Here is a 21,957-nt window from a genome sequence, read left to right on the forward strand (position 1 = left end):
CACGACTGAAACGAAAAACAAACTTTCTCTCAATTCATAACCTCAACGACAACCTTTCAGGCGCTGTGTGGGGACGTGCTACGGTGAAAATGTCTTAAAGCGGAAGCGATGATACCAGACCAATAAATCACGTGAATTTATCAGTCTGGTTATCAGCAGGCGGAGAGTTACGCCACGTTGCGGGCGTGTCCGGCAAGAACGGCCAGCGCTTCGCCGTTTTCGATAGTGATGTATTTACCCTTAACGGCCAGCATTCCGCTCTTCTGGAAACGACCCAGCAGACGGCTGATGGTTTCAACGGTCAGGCCCAGGTAGTTACCGATATCGCCACGGGTCATGGTCAGACGGAACTCACGCGGCGAGAAACCGCGCTCGGCGAAGCGGCGGGAGAGATTGTAGATAAACGCGGCCAGGCGCTCTTCTGCGTTCTTTTTAGAAAGCAGCAGAATCATGTCCTGATCGCCTTTGATCTCACCGCTCATCAGACGCATCATCTGCTGACGCAGGTTAGGCATCTTACCGGACAGATCGTCCAGGGTTTCAAACGGAATTTCGCAAACCATTGAGGTTTCGAGTGCCTGAGCAAAGCTCGGGTGGTGACCAGTGCCGATGGCATCAAAGCCCACCAGATCGCCTGCCAGGTGGAAGCCGGTGATCTGCTCGTCACCCTGTTCGGTGATGGTGTAGCTCTTGATGGTGCCAGAGCGGATAGCATAGAGCGATTTCAGTTCGTCTCCCGCTTTAAACAGCGTCTGCCCTTTCTGAATCGGCTTTTTGCGCTCGATGATATTATCAAGCTGATCGAGTTCATGCTCATTCAGGGTAAACGGGATACAGAGCTGGCTGATGCTGCAATCCTGGCAATGGATAGCACAACCGCCAGACTGAATGCGTCGTATAATTCGCTTTTCCGGGATCATAGGTTTGCTCAAGCCTTAATTGATATTGGTCAATTTTAACATCTTTTTGGTAAGTACGTAAGCCTGACAAACCCTCAATAAGGCCAAGAGACGGCAACGTGTTGCCATCTTCTTGAAATTCCACAGCTTGATTATGGATTTTTAGCCTAACCGATAGAAAATTAAGCACAAAAAGCCTGGGATCTACAGCAAGAGATACCCTTCGTGACGCAGTAACCACTCCTTGCGCTGCACGCCGCCGGCATAGCCGGTCATGGTGCCGTTACGGCCAATGACCCGATGGCAGGGCACCACAATGCTGACCGGATTAGAGCCATTGGCGGCACCCACCGCGCGTGCGGCGCCTGCGCGGCCTAGCTGCTCCGCGAGCTGGCCGTAATGCATGACCTGCCCGCACGGAATCGACCGCAGCGCCTGCCACACTTCGCGCTGAAAAGGGGTACCTGCCGTGGCGGTTGGCAGAGTGTCAATGATGCTGAGATCGCCTTCAAAATACGCCGCCAGCTTGTCGCTCAGCCCGCCCGGGTTGGTGGCGCTGATGCGTTCATAACCTTGTGCGCGGTAATGAATATCAAGCAGTTCCTCCATGCGGTCGCTGTGCTCTTCCCACTCAACGGCGCGCAGGCAGAACTGCTCGTCCGCGATCACCCACAGCGGCCCGAGCGGCGTCGCAATTTTATCTTCGAGTAATCTCAGCATTTTCAATCCTTTAATTTAGCCTAGGGTATATCCCCGGCCCAATTGGCAGGCCGACAAGATACCATGCCACCAGCATCACCAGCCATACCCCTAAAAAGATAAGCGGGTAGGGTAAAACCAGCGAATAGTAGGTACCCAGTCTGGCCTCGGGCTTATAGCGCTGCAGGAAACCTAAAAACAGCGGAACGAAAGGTGAGACGGGCGCCAGCGGGATCACCGAGGAGTCCGCGATGCGGAACAGGATCTGGGCAAACGCCGGGTGGAACCCGAGCATCATAAACATCGGCACGAAGATCGGCGCCAGAATTGACCAGATGGCGGAGCCGCTGGCAATAAACATGCACAGCAGGGATGACAGCAGCGCCAGCCCGACAAACGCCGGTACGCCGCTTAATCCGGCAGCCTCCAGCGCGTCGGTCAGGCCCACGGCCATAAACTTGCCCATGTTGCTCCAGTTAAACATCGCCACAAACTGCGCCAGCGGGAATACCATCACGATAAAGCCCGCCATCTCTTTCATCGGCTCGATCATCAGCTGCGGCAGATCGCCCTGACGGCGGATTTTGCCGGTAGCGATACCGTAGGCGAGCGAAACGACAAAGAAGAAGAGAATAATCAGCGGCACGATGCCCTGAATAAACGGCGACGGCAGGACGGTATGCTTAACCGGATCGCGCAGTATGCCGTTTTCCGGCACCACCATCAGCGCCACCAGCGCGATAAACGCCAGCGAGACCAGCCCGGCCACGCGCAGGCCGAAGCGCTGCTCTTTGCTCAGCGTCTCCAGCTTTTCATCGCTACGGCCTTCCCATTTGCCCAGACGCGGTTCGACGATCTTATCGGTAATCAGCCCGCCGACAATCGTCAGGACAATCACCGAGCTGGCCATAAAGTACCAGTTGTCGATCACGCTGACGTGCATGGCCGCATCAATGGTTTTCGCCGCCTCCGTGCTGATGCCCGAGAGCAGCACGTCGGTGGTGACGATCAGCAGGTTGGCGGTAAAGCCGCAGCCCACGCCCGCAATGGCCGACAGCAGACCCGCCACGGGATGGCGCCCGACGGCGAGGAAGATCAGCGCCCCCATCGGCGGCATAATCACCAACGCGGCATCGGATGAAATGTGGCTGAAGAAGGCAATAAACAGCACCATGTAGCTGGCATAGCGCGCGCTGACGTGGGACGCCATTTTTACCATCAGCGCGGGTAACAAGCCCACGCGTTCAGCCAGCCCGGCACCCAGCACCAGCGCCAGAATGGCCCCCAGCGGAGCGAAACCGCTGAAGTTTTTGATCACGTTCGGTAAAAACCAGTGCAGCCCGTCAACGCTGAGCAGGTTTTTCACCGCCACCAGGCTGCCGTCTGCCGGGCTGCGCACGCTGACGTCAAAGGCCGATAGCACGGCCGTGGCAACCATCAAAATCACAATCAGATAGATAAACAGCAGGAAAGGGTGCGGCACTTTATTGCCGATCCTTTCAACCCAGCCATAGAGCTTACCGGATGGGGAATGCGAAGGTATGGATGACATACTCATGGGCGTTCCTCGGGAGTGTTGTGTTGTTGTGTTGTGTTGTGTTTTTTTATTTTAAAGGTGACGGTGTCACGCCCGGTGGGATCGGACACGCGTACGGTTTTTCTTCTATTTGTTGTTCGAACTCTTCACGGCATGTTTTCAGCAGGTCTGCATCCTGCAGCAGATTGAGTGCGGTTGCGCCCATCACTTTCCCGGCCAGCAGCATGCCTTTATGGGCGATGGAGGTTCGTCCCTGCGCCACCAGTTGCCAGGTGTGCAGCGGCGTGCCGACGGTAAAGCAGGGGCTGAAGCACTGGGCGACCGGCATTTTCCAGCTGACGTCACCCACGTCCGTTGAACCCGCCAGCACGTTATCGGTGATGGCATAGGGCGCGACTTCATCCACCAGCAGCGTCTCCTGATGGCGGCGGGCAAAGGCTTTGCCTGCTTCTCCCCCCGTGGCGGCAATGTTTTTCAGGCTGTTCTGCAGATCGTTTGGCGTCAGCGTGGCGCGGATTTCGCGGGCAAAGTCGCGCTCTTCATCGGTCCACTCCGGCGTGCCGTAGTGCTGCAGGGCGCGATACATCGCCGCCTCAAGCGTGCGGTTCGGCAGATAGCTGGAGCAGGCTTTATCAAAGCGGCATTCCACGGTGGTTTCGGTCATCATCGCCGCGCCCTGGGCAATTTTCTCGATGCGTTCGTAGATCTGCTGCGCGTCGGCCATCTCCGGGGCGCGGATCAGGTACAGCACTTCAGCCTGCGCCTGCACCACGTTGGGCGAAATCCCGCCGGTGTCGGTGATGGCGTAATGGACGCGCGCTTTCTCTATGATGTGCTCGTTAAGGAAGTTGGTGCCGGTGGTCATCAGCGTCACGGCGTCCAGCGCGCTGCGCCCTAAATGGGGCGAGTTGGCCGCATGCGCCGCCACGCCGTGAAAACGCCAGGCCGCCTGAATGTTGGCGAGCGTGCTGACGTTAAACATCCCGGCAAAGGCCTCCGGGTGCCAGGTGACAGCGGCATCAACGTCATCAAACAGACCTTCACGTACCATAAATGTTTTCCCGGAGCCGCCTTCCTCACCGGGACAGCCGTAAAAACGCACCGTTCCGCTGCCGCCGTGCTGCTCCAGCCAGCTTTTTACCGCCACCGCGCCCGCAAGCGCTGCGGTGCCCAGCAGGTTATGCCCGCAGCCGTGGCCGTTTTCCCCCGGCGTGGCGGATTGCGCCGTCGCGCAGTGCGCCTGCTGGCTTAGCCCGGCCAGTGCGTCATACTCGCCCAGCAGAGCGATAACCGGTTTTCCGCTGCCGAAGCTGGCAATAAAGGCATTTGGGATACCGCCAGCCTCGCGGGTCAGCGTAAAGCCCTCGGCTTCCAGCTCGTCAGCGAGCCGTCTGGAGGACCAGACCTCTTCAAAGCGGGTTTCGGGATGATCCCAAATTGCATCGGCAATATCGGTTAGCGTCTGACATCGCGTGTCGATGGCATCGGCAATAAAAGCGTAGTTCTCCTGCATTACACACCTCGCGTCCACGGGAAATTGAGCGCAGTTCGCGCCAGCGTTTCAATGGCGACAGCCATGACCTGCTCATCGAAGTCGAATTTTTCGTTGTGATGTCCGGCGCTCAAATCCGTGCCGAACACCATATACGACGCCATGCCGCCGTTCTGCTGCACGCGGGCCATCATCAGCGTGGCGTCTTCAGAGCCTGCTGGCGCTTTCACCTTATCGATTGCGTGCACAATTCCCGATACCTGGCTCGCCTGTTCACGCAGGTAATCAACCCAGGCCGGCGTCGGTGCGCTGGAGGTGGCGGCCCCCATCAGGCGCATCTCCGCGCTCACGCCATAGAGCGCGGCCGCGCCGGTAATGACAGCCTGCGCGCGTTCAAAGACATACTGGTTTATTGCTTCGCTTTCGCCGCGGGTTTCAACCTTAATCAGTGCATTTGCGGGCACCACGTTGCGGCCGCTACCCGCCTGCATCACGCCGACGTTGACGCGGGAAGCGCCTTCGCTGTGCGGGGCGATGCTGTGCAGGGCGAGGGCGGCCTGCGCGGCGGCAAGCAGGGCGTTACGTCCATCCTCCGGTTTGCCGCCCGCGTGTGCGGCAACGCCGGTAAAGTTCACGTCGAACTTGGTGGTTGCCATAAAGTTATCGCTGCCGCAGATCGCCGTTCCGGCGGGGACGCCGGTACCAATATGGATGGCGGTAAAATAGTCCACGCCGTCCAGCGCCCCGGCGGCGACCATGGCGCGCGCGCCGCGGGTGCCTTCCTCGGCAGGCTGGAAGATCAGCTTGACGGTACCGTTGAGCTGCGCTTCGTTCTGCTTAAGCACCTTTGCCAGCCCCAGGCCAATGGTGGTGTGGCCGTCGTGCGCGCAGGCGTGCATCATTCCCGCGTTGCTGGAGGCAAAACCGTCGCGGAACGGGCGATGGCTGTCGTCGAGCGCTTCGCTTAAATCAAGGGCATCCATGTCGACGCGAAACGCCAGCGTCGGGCCCGGTCGTCCGGTATTCAGGGTCGCCACAATGCCGGTAAATCCGCCTTCAAACGGTGCCAGCCATTTCTCAGGCGCCCCCTGTGACCGCGCACGGGCAAACTCTCGCGAAAGGGTGGCGTCATCGGGCAGCCCCATACGGCTTTCGGCATCGATCACGTCGCGACCCATCGCCAGTTCGTAGCCCAGGGAGTCAAGGATTTCCGCAACCTTTGCGGCGGTACGGAACTCTACCCAGCCGGATTCCGCAAAATGGTGAAAATCGCGACGCCATGCGATCAGCTGGGGGGCTAATGTCTGGATGTACTGCGCCAGTGTGTCCATATCTGTTCCTGTCATCATTAAAAAATGTGAACTGCTTCACGCTGTGATAGTTTTTACTTATCACTAACCGTTTTTTCACAGTTTTAACCGTTCAGGAATTACCCTCGCACATCCCTTTCCATTAAAGTAGATGACAGTTTCTTTACTCTGATAAACAACGGTTATCGGTTGGGCTATGTCATTTCAGATTAAATTTCATCAAATCCGGGCGTTTGTTGAAGTGGCGCGTCAGGGCAGCATTCGCGGTGCCAGCCGGACGCTGAATCTCTCGCAGCCGGCGCTGACCAAATCCATCAAAGAGCTGGAGGAGGGCATGGCGGCGCAGCTTTTTATTCGCCGGAGTAAAGGCGTTGCGCTGACCGAGTGCGGGGAAGGGTTTTACCAGCGCGCCAGGCTGATTCTGGAAGAGCTGCGTGCGGCGCAGGATGACATTCGCCAGCGGCAGGGGGATCTGGCCGGGCAGATCAATATCGGGATGGGGGCCAGCGTGTCACGCAGCCTGATGCCCGCCGTCATCACCCGTTTTCACGCCCAGCACCCGCAGGTTAAAGTGCGAATTATGGAAGGGCAGCTGGTGTCGATGATCAATGAATTACGCCAGGGCGAACTGGACTTCACCATCAACACCTATTATCAGGGGCCTTACGACCATGAGTTTACGTTTGAAAAACTCTTCGAAAAACCATTTGCGGTATTTTGCCGGGAAGGGCATCCGGCGACAGGGGCAACATCCATTAACGATCTGCTGCATTATAACTGGACAATGCCAACGCCGCGGGGAAGTTATTATAAGCAATTAGAAGATCTATTTAGCCACCGCTCGCAAATACCGCGGATTGGCGTAGTGTGCGAAACCTTTTCTTCCTGCATTAGCCTTGTTGCGCAAAGTGATTTTTTAAGTATCCTTCCGCAGGAGTTAGGCTGTGACCCGCTGCTGGCGCACCGTCTGGTCATTCTGCCGGTTGCCGAGTCGCTTCCAAAAGCCGCATATTATTTAATTCAGCGCCGGGATTCTCGTCAAACTCCGCTTGCCGAATCATTAATTACGCAATTCAGAAGGGAGGCGAGGAAAATAGATTCAGGGTGAATGTCGCATAATAAAAAAACAGAGTCTGCCCGACATCAGACAGACCCTATAGTACACACAGCAGTGCGTCCTTTCGCAAGTCCTGGGTATTATATCCATGAGGCAGGTAAATTTAGTTATAACACCTTTCCCGAAAAATGAAAGGAAGGTGAATGACTGATTTTACAAAAATTTAACGCAAATCACCTATTTTACCGTTGCTGGGGTTTTAGTTAAGTCAGGTTTAAGTACATTTTATAATGACTATATATATTCATCGGGTTAATATTTATCTCGTGCCTCATCTTCTAAGGGTTATTGAGACACCTGTCTGGCGCAGGTATAGTACAAGCCCAGATGTAGCCGGAGGATTTCCATGAACCCTGACGACAAATCCCTTTTTCTTGACGCCATGGAGGATGTCCAGCCCCTGAAACGCTGCACCGATATCCACTGGCAGCAAAGCCGTAATACCCGGGCTCGCCAGGACATCGATACCGAACAGCTCGACAACTTTCTGACCCTGGGTTTCCTTGAGCTATTGCCGCTTGACGAGCCGCTGGCGTTCCAGCGCGAAGGCGTCCAGCAGGGCGTTATTGATAAGCTGCGTTCGGGTAAATACTCCCGACAGGCCAGCTTAAATCTGTTGCGTCAGCCCGCTGAACGCTGCCGCCAGATGCTGTATTCCTTTATTCGCCAGGCCAGTCGTGACGGATTACGTAACCTCATCATCATCCACGGGAAAGGGCGCGAGCAAAATTCGCATCCTAATGTGGTGCGTAGCTATCTGGCACGCTGGTTAACCGAGTTCGAGGAAGTGCAGGCGTTCTGCGTGGCGCTGCCGCATCATGGCGGCAGCGGGGCTTGCTATGTTTCCCTGCGAAAATCCGACGACGCGAAGCAGGAGAACTGGGAACGGCACGCCAAGCGCAGCCGTTAGCGGGCGATATCTTCGCCCGCCTGAGGCTTAGAAGGTTTCCCAGTTACTGTCGGGGGTGGCGTTAGCCGTTGCCGGACGCAGCAGCTGCGGTGTTTTAACGTTGGCCGGGCGCGGGGCGGTGGCGTTTGCTTTACCGTTCAGACGAAACGCGGCCACGGCCTGACGCAGCTGTTCGGACTGATCTTCCAGCGCCGCTGCCGCCGTGGCGGACTGCTGCACCAGCGCGGCGTTTTGCTGCGTCACGCTGTCCATCTGCGACACGGCCAGGCTCACCTGCTCAATTCCGCGGCTCTGCTCATCCGATGCGGACGAAATCTCGCCCATGATATCGGTGACGCGGGTGACGGCGGCGACAATCTCCTTCATAGTCGCGCCCGCTTCGCTGACCTGCTCAGAACCGGTGTTCACCCGGCTGACGGAGTTCTCAATAAGCCCTTTGATCTCTTTCGCCGCCTGCGCGCTGCGGCTGGCCAGCGTACGAACTTCACCGGCGACAACCGCAAACCCGCGGCCTTGCTCGCCTGCGCGTGCGGCTTCCACCGCGGCGTTAAGCGCCAGAATGTTGGTCTGGAACGCAATGCTGTCAATCACGCCGGTAATATGAGCAATTTGCTGCGAACTGTCGGCAATTTCGTTCATGGTGCGCACCACGTTATCCACGACGTGGCCGCCGCGAGCCGCTGTTTCAGAGGCATTCTTCGCCAGCAGCGTCGCCTGACGGGCGTTATCGGAGTTCTGTTTAACCGTTGCGGTCAGCTCTTCCATGCTGGCGGCTGTCTCTTCGAGCGAGGAGGCCTGCTCTTCGGTGCGGGCGGAGAGATCGTTGCTCCCAGCGGCAATTTCACCCGCGCCGGTGTAGATGGAGTCGGTGCTGCCGCGTACGGCGCTGACGGTCGTCACCAGCGACTGCTGCATCTCGTGCAGGCCAGCCGCCAGTTGGCCCATCTCATTGCGGCCAGAGAGGGTGATATCCTGCGTCAGATCGCCTCCCGCAATGGCGCGAATATGGTTCATGATGGCGTTGAGCGGTTTTAACAGCAGGTGCTGTAAACCCTGCCAGATCACCACCAGCACGGCGATAACGGCCAGGAAAATGGCTGCCAGCGTCCACTGCATCTGCGTGAAGCTGCTTTGGTTCTCTTCGGTTGCCGCCTTCAGCAGCGTGTTGTTCTCGGCGCGCCAGCGGTTATAGACCGCTTCCATGTCGTCCTGGGCCTGCTGAGCGTCCAGATCGCCATAGGCCTGGTAGTTGTCGGCACGCAGATACTCAATCGACAAACGCATCACCTCGTGCATCTGATTCCATGACTTCTGCATCTCGTCGGTTAACGCCGCATTCTGGCCGTTAACCTGCGGCATTTTCTGCCATTCTTTGTTATAGGCTTCAGCTTTAGCCAGCGAGTCGCCTGCGGTGCCGAGCAGTTTGTTGATCGCGGCAAGGGATGCCGGGTCGCGCTGGTTCTTCAGGTAGCGGATTGCCACGCGAGTGACGGTAACGCGCGTTTTCACCAGCGTGTTCACGCTGTCGCTCAGGCTTTCCTGCTGGGCATTCAGCACGCCGGAGTTCTGGAAGTTATGGCGATCGTTGCTGACGGCAGAGTAGAACAACCCTCCCGTGACAACTTGCAGCAGACAGAATATGGTGAGGGCAAAGATAATTCCGGTAATCACGTGCAGATTTTTCAGCATAGCGGTCGTCCGTTAGAAAAGATGCAGAGGTACACCCATACTATCGTCGTATAGAATTTAAACTTTAATTTAACTCGCGCTTAACTTAGGGCTTCGGTCAGGAACCTGTTGTAAATCCGGATCATTTTATGAGGAAGGTTAACATGAGCAGCATTGATAAAAGCGGGACGTACGCGCTCGGAACGCGAACGGTTAAACGACTGGGATACGGGGCAATGCAGCTTGCCGGGCCGGGCGTATTTGGCCCGCCGAAGGATAAACAGGCCGCGCTGGACGTGCTGCGCGAAGCCGTGGCGGCGGGTGTGAATCATATCGATACCAGCGATTTTTACGGGCCGCATGTGACGAACCAGCTGATCCGCGAGGCGCTTCATCCTTACCGGGACGATCTTACCCTCGTCACCAAGATCGGTGCCCGTCGCGATGACAAAGGGGCCTGGCTGCCGGCCTTTTCCGCGCAGGAGCTGACCCAGGCGGTGCATGACAACCTGCGCAACCTGAAGCTGGATGTGCTGGACGTGGTGAACCTGCGGATCATGTTTAGCGCACACGGCCCGGCAGAAGGATCGATTGCTGAACCGCTTTCCACCCTCGCAGAATTACAGCAGCTGGGGCTGGTACGCCACATTGGCCTGAGCAACGTCACGGCCACGCAGGTGGCGGAAGCGCGGAAGATGGTGCAGGTCGTCTGCGTGCAGAACATGTACAACATTGTGAACCGCGGCGACGATGCGCTGGTAGATTTACTGGCGCGGCAGGGGATTGCGTATGTGCCGTTCTTCCCGTTGGGAGGCTTCACGCCACTGCAGTCCACCGGCCTGCAGGCCGTCGCGGATTCCCTGGGCGCAACGGCGATGCAGGTTGCGCTGGCATGGCTACTGCAACGGTCGCCGAACATTCTGCTGATCCCCGGCACGTCATCCGTGGCGCATCTGCGGCAAAACCTCGCGGCGGGAGAGGTGCAATTGCCACCTGAAGCACTTGAAAAACTGAATGCGCTGATGGGTTAATCACAGCATGGGCAAAGCCGGAAGGACACTTCCAGGCTTTGCCTGCTCAGACTCCGCATTGACTTTTCTGTCTGTGAAGCGCTAACGCTTCTGCCACAATTTCCTGCTTGCTTTTTCGCGTCTCAAAGGCGGTGATTCTGATGTATTCCATCAGGTCAGGCTCAATGCGGGCGCTCAACATCCTGAGATCGGCCTCCTTTGCTAAACCGCGGGCAACTCGCTTGTCGGGATAGTCACGGGCTGGCATAGAAAACGTCCTCCAAAAATCTTGATAATTCGTGCCCTAAAATATGCGTTATTCTGATGTTTAAGTCAATCAATAGTGTTTCTATAGTGATTTAATGATCTTTTTTCACATGAAGTGATTTTAAAGTGTTGGTTAGTGCCTTTTTTATGACTTTTGGTTGGCCCGTCTGCGATCGCCAGCAGGAGAGGTTGCTAAATTAAATCCGCTCAAACTTCAACGCGTTTGCGGTCTTTGTCGGAAATGACCTTGATCCTGTGCCGTAATCCGTAATACTGTGTTTATATACAGTATCTGGCGGGAAAGGCATTTATGGACACTCTCTTTTCTTATCATCCAAAGCAACTTATTGAATTACCTTTATATCTTGAGCGTGTTGCCTGTGGCTTTCCAAGCCCTGCGCAGGATTATGTGGAGGATCGTCTCGATCTTAACCGGCTGGCGGTCAGGCACCCCAGTGCGACCTACTTTATCAAAGTGAGCGGGGACTCCATGATCGGCGCAGGGATTAGCGACGGCGATCTGCTGGTGGTAGACCGCTCGTTAAATGCCGAGCACGGGGACATTGTTGTGGCGTCGGTCGGCGGCGAATTTACGGTGAAAGAGCTACAGACCCGCCCGGTTCTGCGGCTGCTGCCGCGTAATGCCCGCTATCAGCCGATCGCCTTTCAGTCCGAAGAGGAGCTGCAAATCTTCGGTGTCGTCACTCATACGCTCAAAACGCATAAACATGTTCGCGCTGGTTGATGTGAATAGCTTCTATGCCTCCTGCGAGAGGGTGTTTCGCCCCGATCTGGTGGGTAAGCCCATCGTGGTGGTGTCCAATAACGACGGCTGTATTATTTCGCTGTCGCGGGAGGCAAAGCAGTTCGGCATAAAAATGGGGGAGCCCTATTTTAAATTCAAAGAGAAGGGGTATCCGTCGCGGGTTTACGTCTTTAGCTCCAACTATGCGCTGTATGCCGATCTCAGCAGCCGGGTGATGCAGACGCTGACCGATCTCGCGCCGGCCATTGAGATCTACTCCATCGATGAAGCATTTGTGAACGTTTCGGGTGTCAGCAACTGCATCTCGCTGGAAGCATTCGGTCATCAGATGCGTACGCAGGTCTTTAAAAACACAGGCTTAAGTGTGGGCGTCGGGATTGCGCCGACTAAAACGCTGGCGAAGCTGGCCAACTATGCGGCGAAGCGGTGGTCAGCCACCGGTGGCGTGGTCGATCTCTCGGATCGTGGACGGCAGCGTAAGCTGCTGGCAAAGGTTCCGGTGGAGGAGGTGTGGGGCGTAGGACGACGCATCACGAAAAAGCTTAACGCGATGGGGATAACCACGGCGCTGGAGCTGGCGGAAGCGTCATCCTGGGTCATCCGCAAACATTTTAACGTGGTAATGGAGCGCACGGCGCGCGAGCTTCGAGGTGAGCCCTGCCTCGATCTGGAGGAGTTTACTCCCACGAAGCAGCAAATTATCTGTAGTCGTTCGTTTGGACACCGTATTACGCAGTACGAGGAGATGCATCAGGCCATTTGCGCCTATGCAGAACGTGCTGCGGAAAAACTGCGTGGCGAGCATCAGTATTGCCGCTTTATCAGCGTGTTTGTGCGCACCAGCCCACACGCGGACAACGAAATTTATTACGGCAATCAGGCTTCCGTCACCCTGATGACGCCCACCAATGATTCGCGCGATATCATCCGTGCCGCCACTGAGGCGCTGGGGCGTATCTGGCTTGACGGATATCGCTATATGAAAGCGGGGGTGATGCTGGCAGACTTTTTCAGCAGCGGCGTTGCCCAGCTGAATTTGTTTGACGATAACCGCCCGAGCGCCAACAGCGCGGCGCTGATGGAAACCATCGATAGCTTAAATCATTCCGGCAAAGGGAAAATATGGTTTGCCGGGCAGGGGATTGAGAAAGCCTGGGCGATGAAGCGGGAGATGCTGTCACCGGCCTATACGACGCGCTACGCGGATTTACCGGTGGCGAGATGAAAGGCGGCTATGTGTGACAAAGAGCCGAAGACGGTTTACGGACGCCGCTCCTGTGCAGCGTCCATAGCATCAGGGTTAAGGGCTTACTCAACCGTTAACGCATCGACAACCTTGTCGCTTCTCTATCCACACCGCCATCTCTCCCGCAAGGTGCGGGCCTTTACCGAGTGGCTGGAAAGTTTAGTGTAAAACCGCCACCGGAGAAGAGCCGCCAGTTCATGACACCGCGCGCCAGTCTGTTCCATGGCATTCAGCAGGCGAGGCGTGGGTTCGTTTGCGCAGTTTAGCCGCAGCTGACGGAGGATGAGATCCCCCGGATCCTGAGGAACCGTTTTGCGCTGACGGCTGTGTAATCTGCCGGGGAACGATTGAGCCTCAGCTCACCTTTCTTCTGCGGCTTTGCGCTGACTCCCCCACTGTAACAGCAGGCTAAACGACGCGGGTAATACGGTCAGCGTTACCAGCGTCGCGACCAGCAGCCCGCCGATAATCGCATAGGCCATTGGCCCCCAGAATACCTGATGAGAGATCGGGATCATGCCCAGAATGGCGGCGCAGGCGGTCAGACAGATGGGTCTGGCCCGATGCTCCGCGGCCGCCACAATCGCGGCATCGTTTGCCATCCCCTGAGCAAGATTACTGTCTACCTCGCTAATCAGTATCACCGCGTTACGCACGATCATCCCCGCCAGGGCGATGACGCCCAGCAGCGCGACAAATCCCATCGGCGTGCCGCCGGGCAGCATAGCCAGCACGATCCCCGGTAAACCAAACGGGGCCATCAGAAGCGCCAGCAGCATCCGGGAATATCGGCGCAACTGAAGCATCAGCAGCATCAACATGATGACAAGCGTCACCGGAAGAACGCTAAAAACGGAGCTGTTCCCCTTATCTGATTCGGCAACCGCGCCGCCTTCTTCTATGCTGTAACCGGCAGGCAGCTCCGCGCGCAGCGTGTCGATCGCCGGACGCAGCGCCGCCGATACCGCTTCGGCCCTCAGCCCCGGCGCGAGGTCAGTTTGCACCGTAATAAAAGGCAACCGCTGTCGACGCCAGATGACCGGATCGTCCACGCTCCAGACCAGCGTCGCGACGGCGCTGAGCGGAATTTTTTTACCGTCATTCCCCTGAACGGTCAGCGAGGAGAGGGTGGCGGTGCTGTGACGTTCATTGTCCGTGGCCCGCAGTACCACGTCGACAAGGCGATCGTTATCCCTGACCGAGGTGACAACGCTGCCGGACCAGAGGGTATTCAAGGTGCGGGCGAGAGCTTCTGACGATATTCCTGCCGCCCTGGCCGCCGTCTGATTCACCTTAAGAGTAATGATCCTCTCTGGCTCTCCGGCCGTCTGGTTAACCTCGCGCGACAGCGGCGATTGGCCAATCGCGTCGGCCAGACGGTTCGCAAGCGCCCGGACCTGCAGATAATCAGGCCCGCTCACCCGGTATTTGATTGGCCAGCCGACGGGCGGCCCAAGCTCCAGGGGCGACACGCGCGTGATGATGTCGCTAAACTGCGCCGCCAGCAGTCTGTTCAACTGCCCATGCAGACGATCCCGCGCCTGAAGATCCTTCGCCACCACCACAATCTGGGCGATGTTTTCATTTTCCAGCAGCACGTCCATCGGCAGGTAAAAACGGATGGCTCCTGACCCGACGTACGTCGAGTAGCGCTCGATATTGCTGTTGCCGGCCAGCGCGTGTTCCAGCTTTTCCACCTCTCTTAACGTTTCGGGCTGCGACGCGTTGGCCGGAAGCGTCAGGCTGACCAGCAGCTCAGGCCGGTCCGACGCGGGGAAGAACTCACCCTGCATAAACGTCGTGCCGTAAACGGACAGCCCCAGCGCGGAAAGCGCAATCAGCACGGTGGCGAGCCGGTGACGTAGCGCCAGCCCTAAAAGCCGCCCGTACCCGCGCGCGATCCTTCCAGGGCCTGCCGCGCGATGTCTGACCTTCTCCGGCAACAGCCACGTGCCCGTCAGCGGCGAAAACAGGATCGCGACTACCCAGGAGCAGAGCAGGGCAATCAGCACTACCGCAAACAGGGAAAAACAATATTCACCGGCGCTGGAGGCCGCAAAACCAACGGGAATAAACCCGGCAATCATCACCAGGGTTCCGGTGAGCATCGGGAAGGCCGTCGTTTTGAATGCATAGGTGGCCGCATGCCGACGGGAATCCCCGGCTTCCAGTCGGGAGACCATCGTTTCGACGGCGATCATGGCGTCATCCACCAGCAGACCCAGAGCAATGATCAGCGCCCCAAGCGAGATACGCTGAAGCCCGATGCCGGCGAGCATCATGCCGGCAAACGTCATGGCGAGCACCAGCGGAATGGCCGCAGCCACCACCAGCCCCGCCCGCAAACCCAGCGAGACAAATGAAACCGCCAGCACGATAACAACAGCTTCAATAAGCACCCGAACAAAACCACTTACCGCGTCACTGACCACCGCCGACTGATCGGCAACTTTCACCATCTCAATACCGTGCGGCAGCCCGGCGCTGAGGACTGTCATTCTGGCGTTCAGCGCGGCGCCAAAACGCAGCATGTTGCCCGTTGGCGCCATTGACACCGCCAGCCCGATGGCCGGTTTGCCGTTTACCCGGTACGCGGGGGCCGGCGGCTCGGCGGCTTCCCGGGTGACGGTGGCGATATCGGTCAGCGGAATATAGCGATTGTTAATGTGCAGCGTGACGGCGCGTAAACTCTCTTCGGACGTGAGCGCCCCGCTGACCTTGATCGCGATGTTCTCCTGCCCGGTACGCATAACGCCAGCCGGGACAACCGCGTTTTGCGCCCGCAGCGCATCGGCGACCGCCTGAATATCCAGTCCCATACCCGCCAGACGGGCCGGAGAAAAGGCGAGAACCATCTGATCCTGCTGTTCGCCCAGCAGGGTGGTTTTGCCGATATCTGGCAAGGAGGCGAGCTCACGACGTATTGTCTCAACGCGATCCCGCACTTCCCGTAAGGTGTAGCCGTCGGGAATAAAGCCGTAAATCGTGCCGAACGTATCGTCAAATTCGTCGTTCACGGCCGGGCCCTGAACGCCTTCCGGTAAAGACGGCGCGATGTCCTGCATTTTTTTGCGGATCTGATACCAAATGTCCTGCACCATTTGCGGCGGGGTATTGTCACGGAGATTCACATGGATAACCGTGCTCCCGGCGCGGGTTTCACTTTCGAGATAATCAAGCCAGGGCGTTTCCTGCAGCTTTTTTTCAAGCGTATCGGTCAGCAGACGGGTGGTGTCCGTTACGGACGCGCCCGGCCACTGCGCGGAGACGACCGCCGTTTTAATGGTAAAAACCGGATCTTCATTACGCGGCAGTTTTTCATAGCAGAACACGCCCATCGCCACGATCAGCAGCATGAAGAAACTGACCATCTGCTGATGGTTAAGCGCCCATGCGGACAGGTTAAATTTCGCTTCCGGTTTCGTGTTCATGGCTGAACCTCCCCGGGTACCACCGGCTCTCCGGAACGGAGTTTGCTCACGCCAGCCGTAATCACCCGGTCGCCTGGCTCAAGGCCGGAGGCGATAATCACCGAGGAGGCCGTATAGCAGGCAGGCACCACCGCGCGCAGCTGCGCCTGCGAATGCGGGTTGATCACGAACACCGCCGGTCTATCTCCTGTTCGGCTCAGCGCCGATGCGGGAATGACGTAACCTCGCGGGCCAGTCGAGGGCAGGGTGACGGTGACGCTGGCACCCAGCGCTATCGCCGCTGGCGGGTTTATCAGGGTGGCTCTGACGCGCCAGGTGCGGGTCTGAGGATCGGCCTGCGGGGTGATATCCCGCAGCACGGCAGATGCCTGTATCGACGGGTCGCTGAGCAGGGAAACCCGCAATTCAGCCTTATCCAGCGGCGGTATCGCATCGGGCGTGGCGATATCAAACGCTACGTCGCGGGCTTCGCCGGTTGCCAGCGTAAGCACCGTCTGTCCCGCGCTGACAACCTGGCCCGCAGAGGCGCTGACCTCGGTGATCGTGCCGGTTTGTGGAGCGATAAGGCGCGTCCAGCCAAGGCTTTCGCGGGCGTTACGCCACGCGGCCTCGCTGCTTTTTAATCGCGCGCGGGCGACAAGCCAGTCCGCGCGGGCGCTGTCGAGTTGCGTGCGGGCTATTGCGCCCGTCGGCATGAGCTTTTGCATTCGGCTGACGTTAAGCGCGGCAACCTGCGCTGAGGCTGTGGCCCCTTCATAGTCGGCCGTTGCGCTGTCGAGCTGATTTTGTCCGGTGGTATTTTCAAGTGTGGCCAGCAGCTGTCCGGCATTAACCCGATCGCCAATATCAACGCTGCGCGTCAGTATTCGCCCCCCGGTTTGAAAGCTCAGCGTCGTTTCATCGTGGGCATGGATCTCACCGGTCCTTTCCAGCGCGGGGAGGGTTTGGGCTGTACGTACGACGACGTAGCGCACCGTACGCACTGGGGCAGGCTTATTTTCCTGTTTGTCACCGCAGCCGGTGAGCGGAAAAATCACCAGCGCGAGCAGGACCAGAGGGAGAAAATTTACCCAGGAAAGAGTGCGCGCCACGCCGTACAGATGGTGCAGGCAGTGGCGGAGGGAGAGAACAAATTCGTCTGACATAACGCCGCTCCATAAAGATGAGGGCGTTATTAAATGCGCGCTACGTCGAGAAAGATTCGATGTTCTGTCAAGGGTTTATCAAGAGTGGATATTTTCATTACCGGACGGCTGCCAGGGTAACAAAATACGCACAGCAAGGCCGCCCGTTTCCGGTAATGAGGCCTCGATCGTGCCCCCATGTGCCTGACAAATCGCCCGGGCGATAGACAAACCGAGGCCGCTGCCGCCGGAATGCCGCGCGCGGGACTGCTCCTCACGGCTAAAGCGCTTAAACATGTCCGGTAAGAACTGGGGGGATACGCCCGGTCCGTCATCGTGAAATTCAATGGCGTAATGCCCGCTGGCGTAGTGCAGCGCCACCTCAAGATGGCCGCCTTCGCGCCCGTAGCGTAGTGCATTTTCCATAAGGATAGTAAATACCTGCCCCATGCGGAACGCATCGCCTCTGAACGGGCACGTACGCGGGTTACGCAGCGTAATCGTAAAATGATGCGCTTCGGCCTGCGGCATGATCCAGGCCGCCCGCTCCTGAATAAGCTCATCCAGAGAAAAGGCCTGCTCTTCCAGCACCAGATTTCCCGCGTCCGCTAACGAGAGAAGGTGAAGCTCATCGGTCAGGCGATTAAGATGCTGAAGCTGTTTCATCACCATTCCCAGCTGCACCGGGCTGGCATCAAACACACCGTCCAACATGCCCTGCAGACGACCAATGGCGGCCGTCAGGGGCGAGCGCAGCTCGTGCGCCATCGCGACGTGCGAGGCGCGGAGCTCTTTTTCATAGCGGGCGAGTTGCCCCGTCATGGAGTTAAAGTCGTTTGCAAAGCTGACCATTTCCGCTGGCGCATCCTTGACCAGTTCAGCCTGACGGCCAAACTGCCCGTCGGCGACATCTTTGGCGGCATCGCGAAGACGGCTGAACTGCAGCGCCAGCGGTCGGGCGTGTTTTAACCCCATCACCACAATAAACGGGATCATCACCAGCACCAGCAGGGCCACCGTAACCCAGTCCGCAGAGGCGATGGATGGCGTGGAATAACTCAGCCCCCACCAGGTATCCACAATGCTGTGAAAGCGGGCCGGATCGGCCTGTGGGTTCTGGCTGAGCGTCAGAAATTCCTGCCGGACCGCCGCTGGCATTCTGCCCATTATCCAGTAGTTCTGTACCGCATAACGTAGCCACATGCAGGTGGCAATGACGATCACGCTGCCGATGGCCAGTGCCAGGATACGCGCGCAAATCCAGCGCCAGAGAGAGGAGTGCCGGTTTTTTATCATGGTTGTCTGAACCTGTATCCCACGCCGCGAACGTTAATCAACACGCCGGAAATACCCGCCGCTTCGAGTTTTTTACGCAGGTTATAAATATGGGTGTCCACCACGCGCTCCAGCGCCTCGCTTTCCGGCAGACAGTGTTCCAGCAGGTACTGACGGGAAAAGGGGCGTGCGGGAGAGCGCAGCAGCGTTGCCAGAAGCGAGAATTCCGTTGGCGTAAGATCGAGCATCACGGGCGCGTCGCCGCTGTTATCCACGCTCGCCACAATGGCGGCCACATCCACCTCCAGCGTTTGCCAGCGAAGGATCTCGTCGTCTGTCTCTTTTTTACTGCTGCGTCGCAGCACCGCCTGTACGCGAGCCACGACTTCTCCCGGATGATAGGGTTTCACAACATAATCATCGGCACCGTACCGCAGGGCACCAATGCGATCGGGGGTGTCGCCCATGGCGGTGACCATGATCACCGGTACATCGCTTTTACGACGCAGTCCGGCCAGCACTTCGGTGCCGTTAAGCCCGGGCAGCATCACGTCCAGCAGGATGAGGTCGGGTTTCCACCGCTGCGCCATATCCAGCCCGGAAAGACCGTCTCCGGTAATGGTGACATCGTAATTTTCACGACGTAAATAGGCTTCAAGCACGCCAGCCGCATCGGCGTCATCTTCAATAATCAGCACTCTTCTGGACAACATCCGTTCACCTTGACCGTTTCTTAACACTATCCCGACGATTCATTGATTTAGCCAAACCATACTGCGCCAACATTGTGTGGCAGACCCTGAATCAGCAGACGCCAGCGTCTGCGTGGAGAACAGTATGATAGCGATAAAAAAAGGCCTGTATATGACCGTTCCTCTTCTGATGGCCGTTGCCTCAGGTGTGCAGGCGGATGATGACGCCGCTTCCGGCTCTTTAACCGTCGGGCTGGGCGGTCACTATGCCCCCCGTTATTCAGGCTCAGACAAGCAGGTGTGGCAGGTGGTTCCTGTGCTGCAGGGGCGCAAGGGTGCTTTCTTTATTGATGCACAAAAAGGAGTGGGATATGACCTGCAAAACGACAGCGGTTGGTACCTGGAACATACGCTGGGTTACGACCTCGGGAGGGCAGAGAAAAATTCTGGCTGGCGTGAGGGCGCAAACAATCTGAAGGGGATGGGGGACATTGATGCCACCCTGAATACCGGCCTGGCCGTCGGCTGGCAGGCTGCGTCCTGGCTAAGCGTTGAGGGTAAGGCGACGCTACCGTTAACGGACAGCCAGGGCGTAAGTTATCAGGCGTCCGTTACGTTGATTCCCCTACAAAACAGCGAGGACACGATTGCCCTTCAGTCTGCGGCTCTGTTTGGCGACAGCCGTTATCTGAATACCTGGTATGGGGTCAGCGAGCAGCAGAGCCGCCGCACCGGCTATCACCGCTATTCAGCGCCGGGGGGATTTTATGGCGTCGACACCAGCCTGACCTGGAGCCATCAGTTCGATGCTCACTGGGGAACGGTCCTGAGCGCGGACTATACCTGGCTTGGCGACCATGCGAATGAAAGCCCAATAGTGATGCGGCGCAATGAGGGGTCTGCAACCGCCGCTATCACCTGGACATTTTAAAATTGCGGAGCACGAGCGGACGAGAAGATTACTTCTTCTTATCCATCATCGCTTTTAAATCGGCAAACGGGTTAAACGTGGCGACACCCACGTCTTTTTGCGCGTCTTCACCGGCGACCACGGTGGTGCCGTACTGATCCGCTTCGGTGTATTTCGAATGTTCGTGATCGTGACAAAACAGGCACAACAGCTCCCAGTTGCTGCCATCTTCCGGGTTGTTAGTATGGTCATGATCGATATGGTGAACCGTCAATTCACGCAGGTTGGAATAGACGAACTCCCGCGAGCAGCGTCCGCAGACCCAGGGATAGATTTTTAATGCTTTCTCGCGATAGCCGCTTTCCAGTCGCGCGTAGTTTTTAGGGATCAGAGCCATTGCCGGTTTTACCTGCCATAAAAAAGTGGGGGATATTATATCCATTATGGAGCGGAATGACGAACCCCTCTATTCCGTCAATTTATTTGATGCTTTCCGTTAAATAAACGGCATTTATTCTTACCGGGTAATGCGTAAAGTGGACAGAACGCAACGCATTATCAGGACACAGGGTTATGAAAAAGATCGGGTTTTTATCGTTTGGTCACTGGACGCCTTCTCCGCAGTCCGGCACGCGCTCGGCGGCAGACACGCTGCTGCAGTCCATCGACCTGGCCGTGGCCGCTGAAGAGCTGGGCGCGGACGGCGCCTATTTCCGCGTGCACCACTTCGCCCGTCAGCTTAGCTCGCCGTTCCCTCTGCTGGCGGCAATAGGCGCGAAAACGAAAACCATTGAAATCGGTACGGGCGTGATTGATATGCGCTATGAAAACCCGATGTATATGGCCGAGGATGCGGGCGCGGCAGATCTGATCTCCGGCGGCCGTTTGCAGCTTGGCATCAGCCGCGGCTCCCCGGAGCAGGTCATTGATGGCTGGCGTCATTTCGGCTATGTCCCGCAGGAAGGGGAAAACGAATCGGACATGGCGCGCCGTCATACCGAGGTGCTGCTTGAGGTGCTGCGCGGCGAAGGGTTTGCAAAGCCGAATCCACAGCCGATGTTCCCCAATCCGCCTGGGCTGCTGCGCCTGGAACCGTATTCTGAAGGGCTGCGGGAGCGTATCTGGTGGGGCGCCGGTTCGAATGCGACGGCGGTATGGGCCGCTAAGCTCGGCATGAACCTGCAAAGCTCAACCCTGAAAGACGATGAAACCGGTGAGCCGTTCCATATTCAGCAGGCAAAACAGATCCGCGCCTATCGTCAGGCCTGGAAAGAGGCAGGGCATGCGCGGCAGCCACGCGTCTCGGTCAGCCGCAGTATTTTTGCCCTGATGGACGACCGCGACCGGATGTATTTCGGCGCCAGCCGCAACGACAGCGATAGCGTGGGGTATCTTGATGAAAAAACGCGCGCGATCTTCGGGCGCAGCTATGCCGCGGAGCCTGACAGGCTGATTGAACAGCTGAAGAAGGACGAGGCGATTGCCGAGGCTGATACGTTATTACTGACCGTACCGAACCAGCTCGGTGTGGATTACAATGCGCACGTGATTGAGTCCATTCTCAAACATGTCGCACCGGCAATGGGCTGGCGCGATTAAGTATT

19 protein-coding genes are annotated in these 21,957 nt (G+C 57.5%); 7 read left to right on the forward strand and 12 right to left on the reverse strand.

Annotated features, from left to right (window positions below; translation table 11 throughout):
* Positions 1–167 precede the first annotated feature (167 nt).
* From fnr to APT89_RS16120, 5 genes are all read right to left on the reverse strand, one after another.
* Positions 168–920, reverse strand: a complete 753-nt coding sequence (gene fnr, locus APT89_RS16100; RefSeq protein ID WP_006174991.1) for a fumarate/nitrate reduction transcriptional regulator Fnr — start codon at positions 918–920, stop codon at positions 168–170.
* 183 nt (positions 921–1,103) lie between these two features.
* A complete protein-coding gene (ogt, locus tag APT89_RS16105; protein ID WP_028012946.1) occupies positions 1,104–1,619 on the reverse strand; it encodes a methylated-DNA--[protein]-cysteine S-methyltransferase in 516 nt (171 codons plus the stop codon).
* Between the two features lie 10 nt (positions 1,620–1,629).
* The gene (gene abgT / locus APT89_RS16110; RefSeq protein WP_045261473.1) at positions 1,630–3,156 is read right to left on the reverse strand and encodes a p-aminobenzoyl-glutamate transporter; all 1,527 of its coding nucleotides are present in this window, start codon (positions 3,154–3,156) and stop codon (positions 1,630–1,632) included.
* Positions 3,157–3,202: 46 nt separating this feature from the next.
* Complete coding sequence (locus APT89_RS16115; protein ID WP_060572946.1) at positions 3,203–4,648, reverse strand: M20 family metallopeptidase; 1,446 nt, start codon at positions 4,646–4,648, stop codon at positions 3,203–3,205.
* A complete protein-coding gene (locus APT89_RS16120) occupies positions 4,648–5,958 on the reverse strand; it encodes a M20 family metallo-hydrolase (protein ID WP_060572949.1) in 1,311 nt (436 codons plus the stop codon). Before APT89_RS16120 ends, APT89_RS16115 begins: the two co-directional genes overlap by 1 nt.
* 175 nt (positions 5,959–6,133) lie before the next feature.
* Here APT89_RS16120 and APT89_RS16125 point away from each other — a divergent pair, with 175 nt between their 5' ends.
* Positions 6,134–7,045 carry a LysR family transcriptional regulator gene (locus APT89_RS16125; RefSeq protein ID WP_060572950.1) on the forward strand — a complete coding sequence of 304 codons (912 nt, stop codon included), beginning with the start codon at positions 6,134–6,136 and terminating at the stop codon, positions 7,043–7,045.
* Positions 7,046–7,400: 355 nt separating this feature from the next.
* A complete protein-coding gene (gene smrA, locus APT89_RS16130) occupies positions 7,401–7,964 on the forward strand; it encodes a DNA endonuclease SmrA (RefSeq protein WP_045630204.1) in 564 nt (187 codons plus the stop codon).
* 27 nt (positions 7,965–7,991) lie between these two features.
* On the opposite strand, the gene tcp is transcribed toward smrA, so the two are convergent.
* On the reverse strand, positions 7,992–9,653 hold the full coding sequence (gene tcp / locus APT89_RS16135; protein ID WP_028012952.1) for a methyl-accepting chemotaxis citrate transducer: 1,662 nt from the start codon (positions 9,651–9,653) through the stop codon (positions 7,992–7,994).
* Positions 9,654–9,796: 143 nt separating this feature from the next.
* On the opposite strand from tcp, the gene APT89_RS16140 reads away from it, so the two are divergent.
* On the forward strand, positions 9,797–10,663 hold the full coding sequence (locus APT89_RS16140) for an aldo/keto reductase family oxidoreductase (RefSeq protein WP_060572952.1): 867 nt from the start codon (positions 9,797–9,799) through the stop codon (positions 10,661–10,663).
* Between the two features lie 46 nt (positions 10,664–10,709).
* On the opposite strand, the gene APT89_RS16145 is transcribed toward APT89_RS16140, so the two are convergent.
* Positions 10,710–10,910, reverse strand: a complete 201-nt coding sequence (locus tag APT89_RS16145) for a hypothetical protein (protein ID WP_028012954.1) — start codon at positions 10,908–10,910, stop codon at positions 10,710–10,712.
* A gap of 309 nt (positions 10,911–11,219) precedes the next feature.
* On the opposite strand from APT89_RS16145, the gene umuD reads away from it, so the two are divergent.
* Both umuD and umuC read left to right on the forward strand, forming a co-directional pair.
* Positions 11,220–11,654 carry a translesion error-prone DNA polymerase V autoproteolytic subunit gene (umuD, locus tag APT89_RS16150; protein ID WP_028012955.1) on the forward strand — a complete coding sequence of 145 codons (435 nt, stop codon included), beginning with the start codon at positions 11,220–11,222 and terminating at the stop codon, positions 11,652–11,654.
* A complete protein-coding gene (gene umuC, locus APT89_RS16155) occupies positions 11,638–12,900 on the forward strand; it encodes a translesion error-prone DNA polymerase V subunit UmuC (protein WP_045630206.1) in 1,263 nt (420 codons plus the stop codon). The genes umuD and umuC overlap by 17 nt, the downstream gene beginning before the upstream one ends.
* Positions 12,901–13,280: 380 nt before the next feature.
* On the opposite strand, the gene APT89_RS16160 is transcribed toward umuC, so the two are convergent.
* The 4 genes from APT89_RS16160 to APT89_RS16175 form a co-directional block, all read right to left on the reverse strand.
* A complete protein-coding gene (locus APT89_RS16160; protein WP_045630207.1) occupies positions 13,281–16,352 on the reverse strand; it encodes an efflux RND transporter permease subunit in 3,072 nt (1,023 codons plus the stop codon).
* A complete protein-coding gene (locus tag APT89_RS16165) occupies positions 16,349–17,497 on the reverse strand; it encodes an efflux RND transporter periplasmic adaptor subunit (RefSeq protein ID WP_045630208.1) in 1,149 nt (382 codons plus the stop codon). The genes APT89_RS16160 and APT89_RS16165 overlap by 4 nt, the downstream gene beginning before the upstream one ends.
* A gap of 78 nt (positions 17,498–17,575) precedes the next feature.
* Positions 17,576–18,772: a sensor histidine kinase gene (locus tag APT89_RS16170; RefSeq protein WP_045630209.1), complete on the reverse strand. Its 1,197-nt coding sequence runs from the start codon at positions 18,770–18,772 to the stop codon at positions 17,576–17,578.
* A complete protein-coding gene (locus APT89_RS16175) occupies positions 18,769–19,464 on the reverse strand; it encodes a response regulator (protein ID WP_048956323.1) in 696 nt (231 codons plus the stop codon). The genes APT89_RS16170 and APT89_RS16175 overlap by 4 nt, the downstream gene beginning before the upstream one ends.
* Before the next feature lie 124 nt (positions 19,465–19,588).
* Between APT89_RS16175 and APT89_RS16180 the strand changes: the two genes are divergently transcribed.
* Positions 19,589–20,374, forward strand: a complete 786-nt coding sequence (locus APT89_RS16180; RefSeq protein WP_060572954.1) for a MipA/OmpV family protein — start codon at positions 19,589–19,591, stop codon at positions 20,372–20,374.
* A gap of 28 nt (positions 20,375–20,402) precedes the next feature.
* On the opposite strand, the gene yajD is transcribed toward APT89_RS16180, so the two are convergent.
* Positions 20,403–20,750: an HNH nuclease YajD gene (yajD, locus tag APT89_RS16185; protein WP_003857471.1), complete on the reverse strand. Its 348-nt coding sequence runs from the start codon at positions 20,748–20,750 to the stop codon at positions 20,403–20,405.
* A 176-nt stretch (positions 20,751–20,926) separates the two neighbouring features.
* Here yajD and APT89_RS16190 point away from each other — a divergent pair, with 176 nt between their 5' ends.
* Entirely contained in the window at positions 20,927–21,952 is a 1,026-nt protein-coding gene (locus tag APT89_RS16190; RefSeq protein ID WP_060572956.1) for an LLM class flavin-dependent oxidoreductase, read from the forward strand.
* Positions 21,953–21,957 lie beyond the last annotated feature (5 nt).

Source organism: Enterobacter sp. 50588862, from assembly GCF_001462935.1.
Taxonomy (GTDB): Bacteria; Pseudomonadota; Gammaproteobacteria; order Enterobacterales; family Enterobacteriaceae; genus Enterobacter; species Enterobacter bugandensis.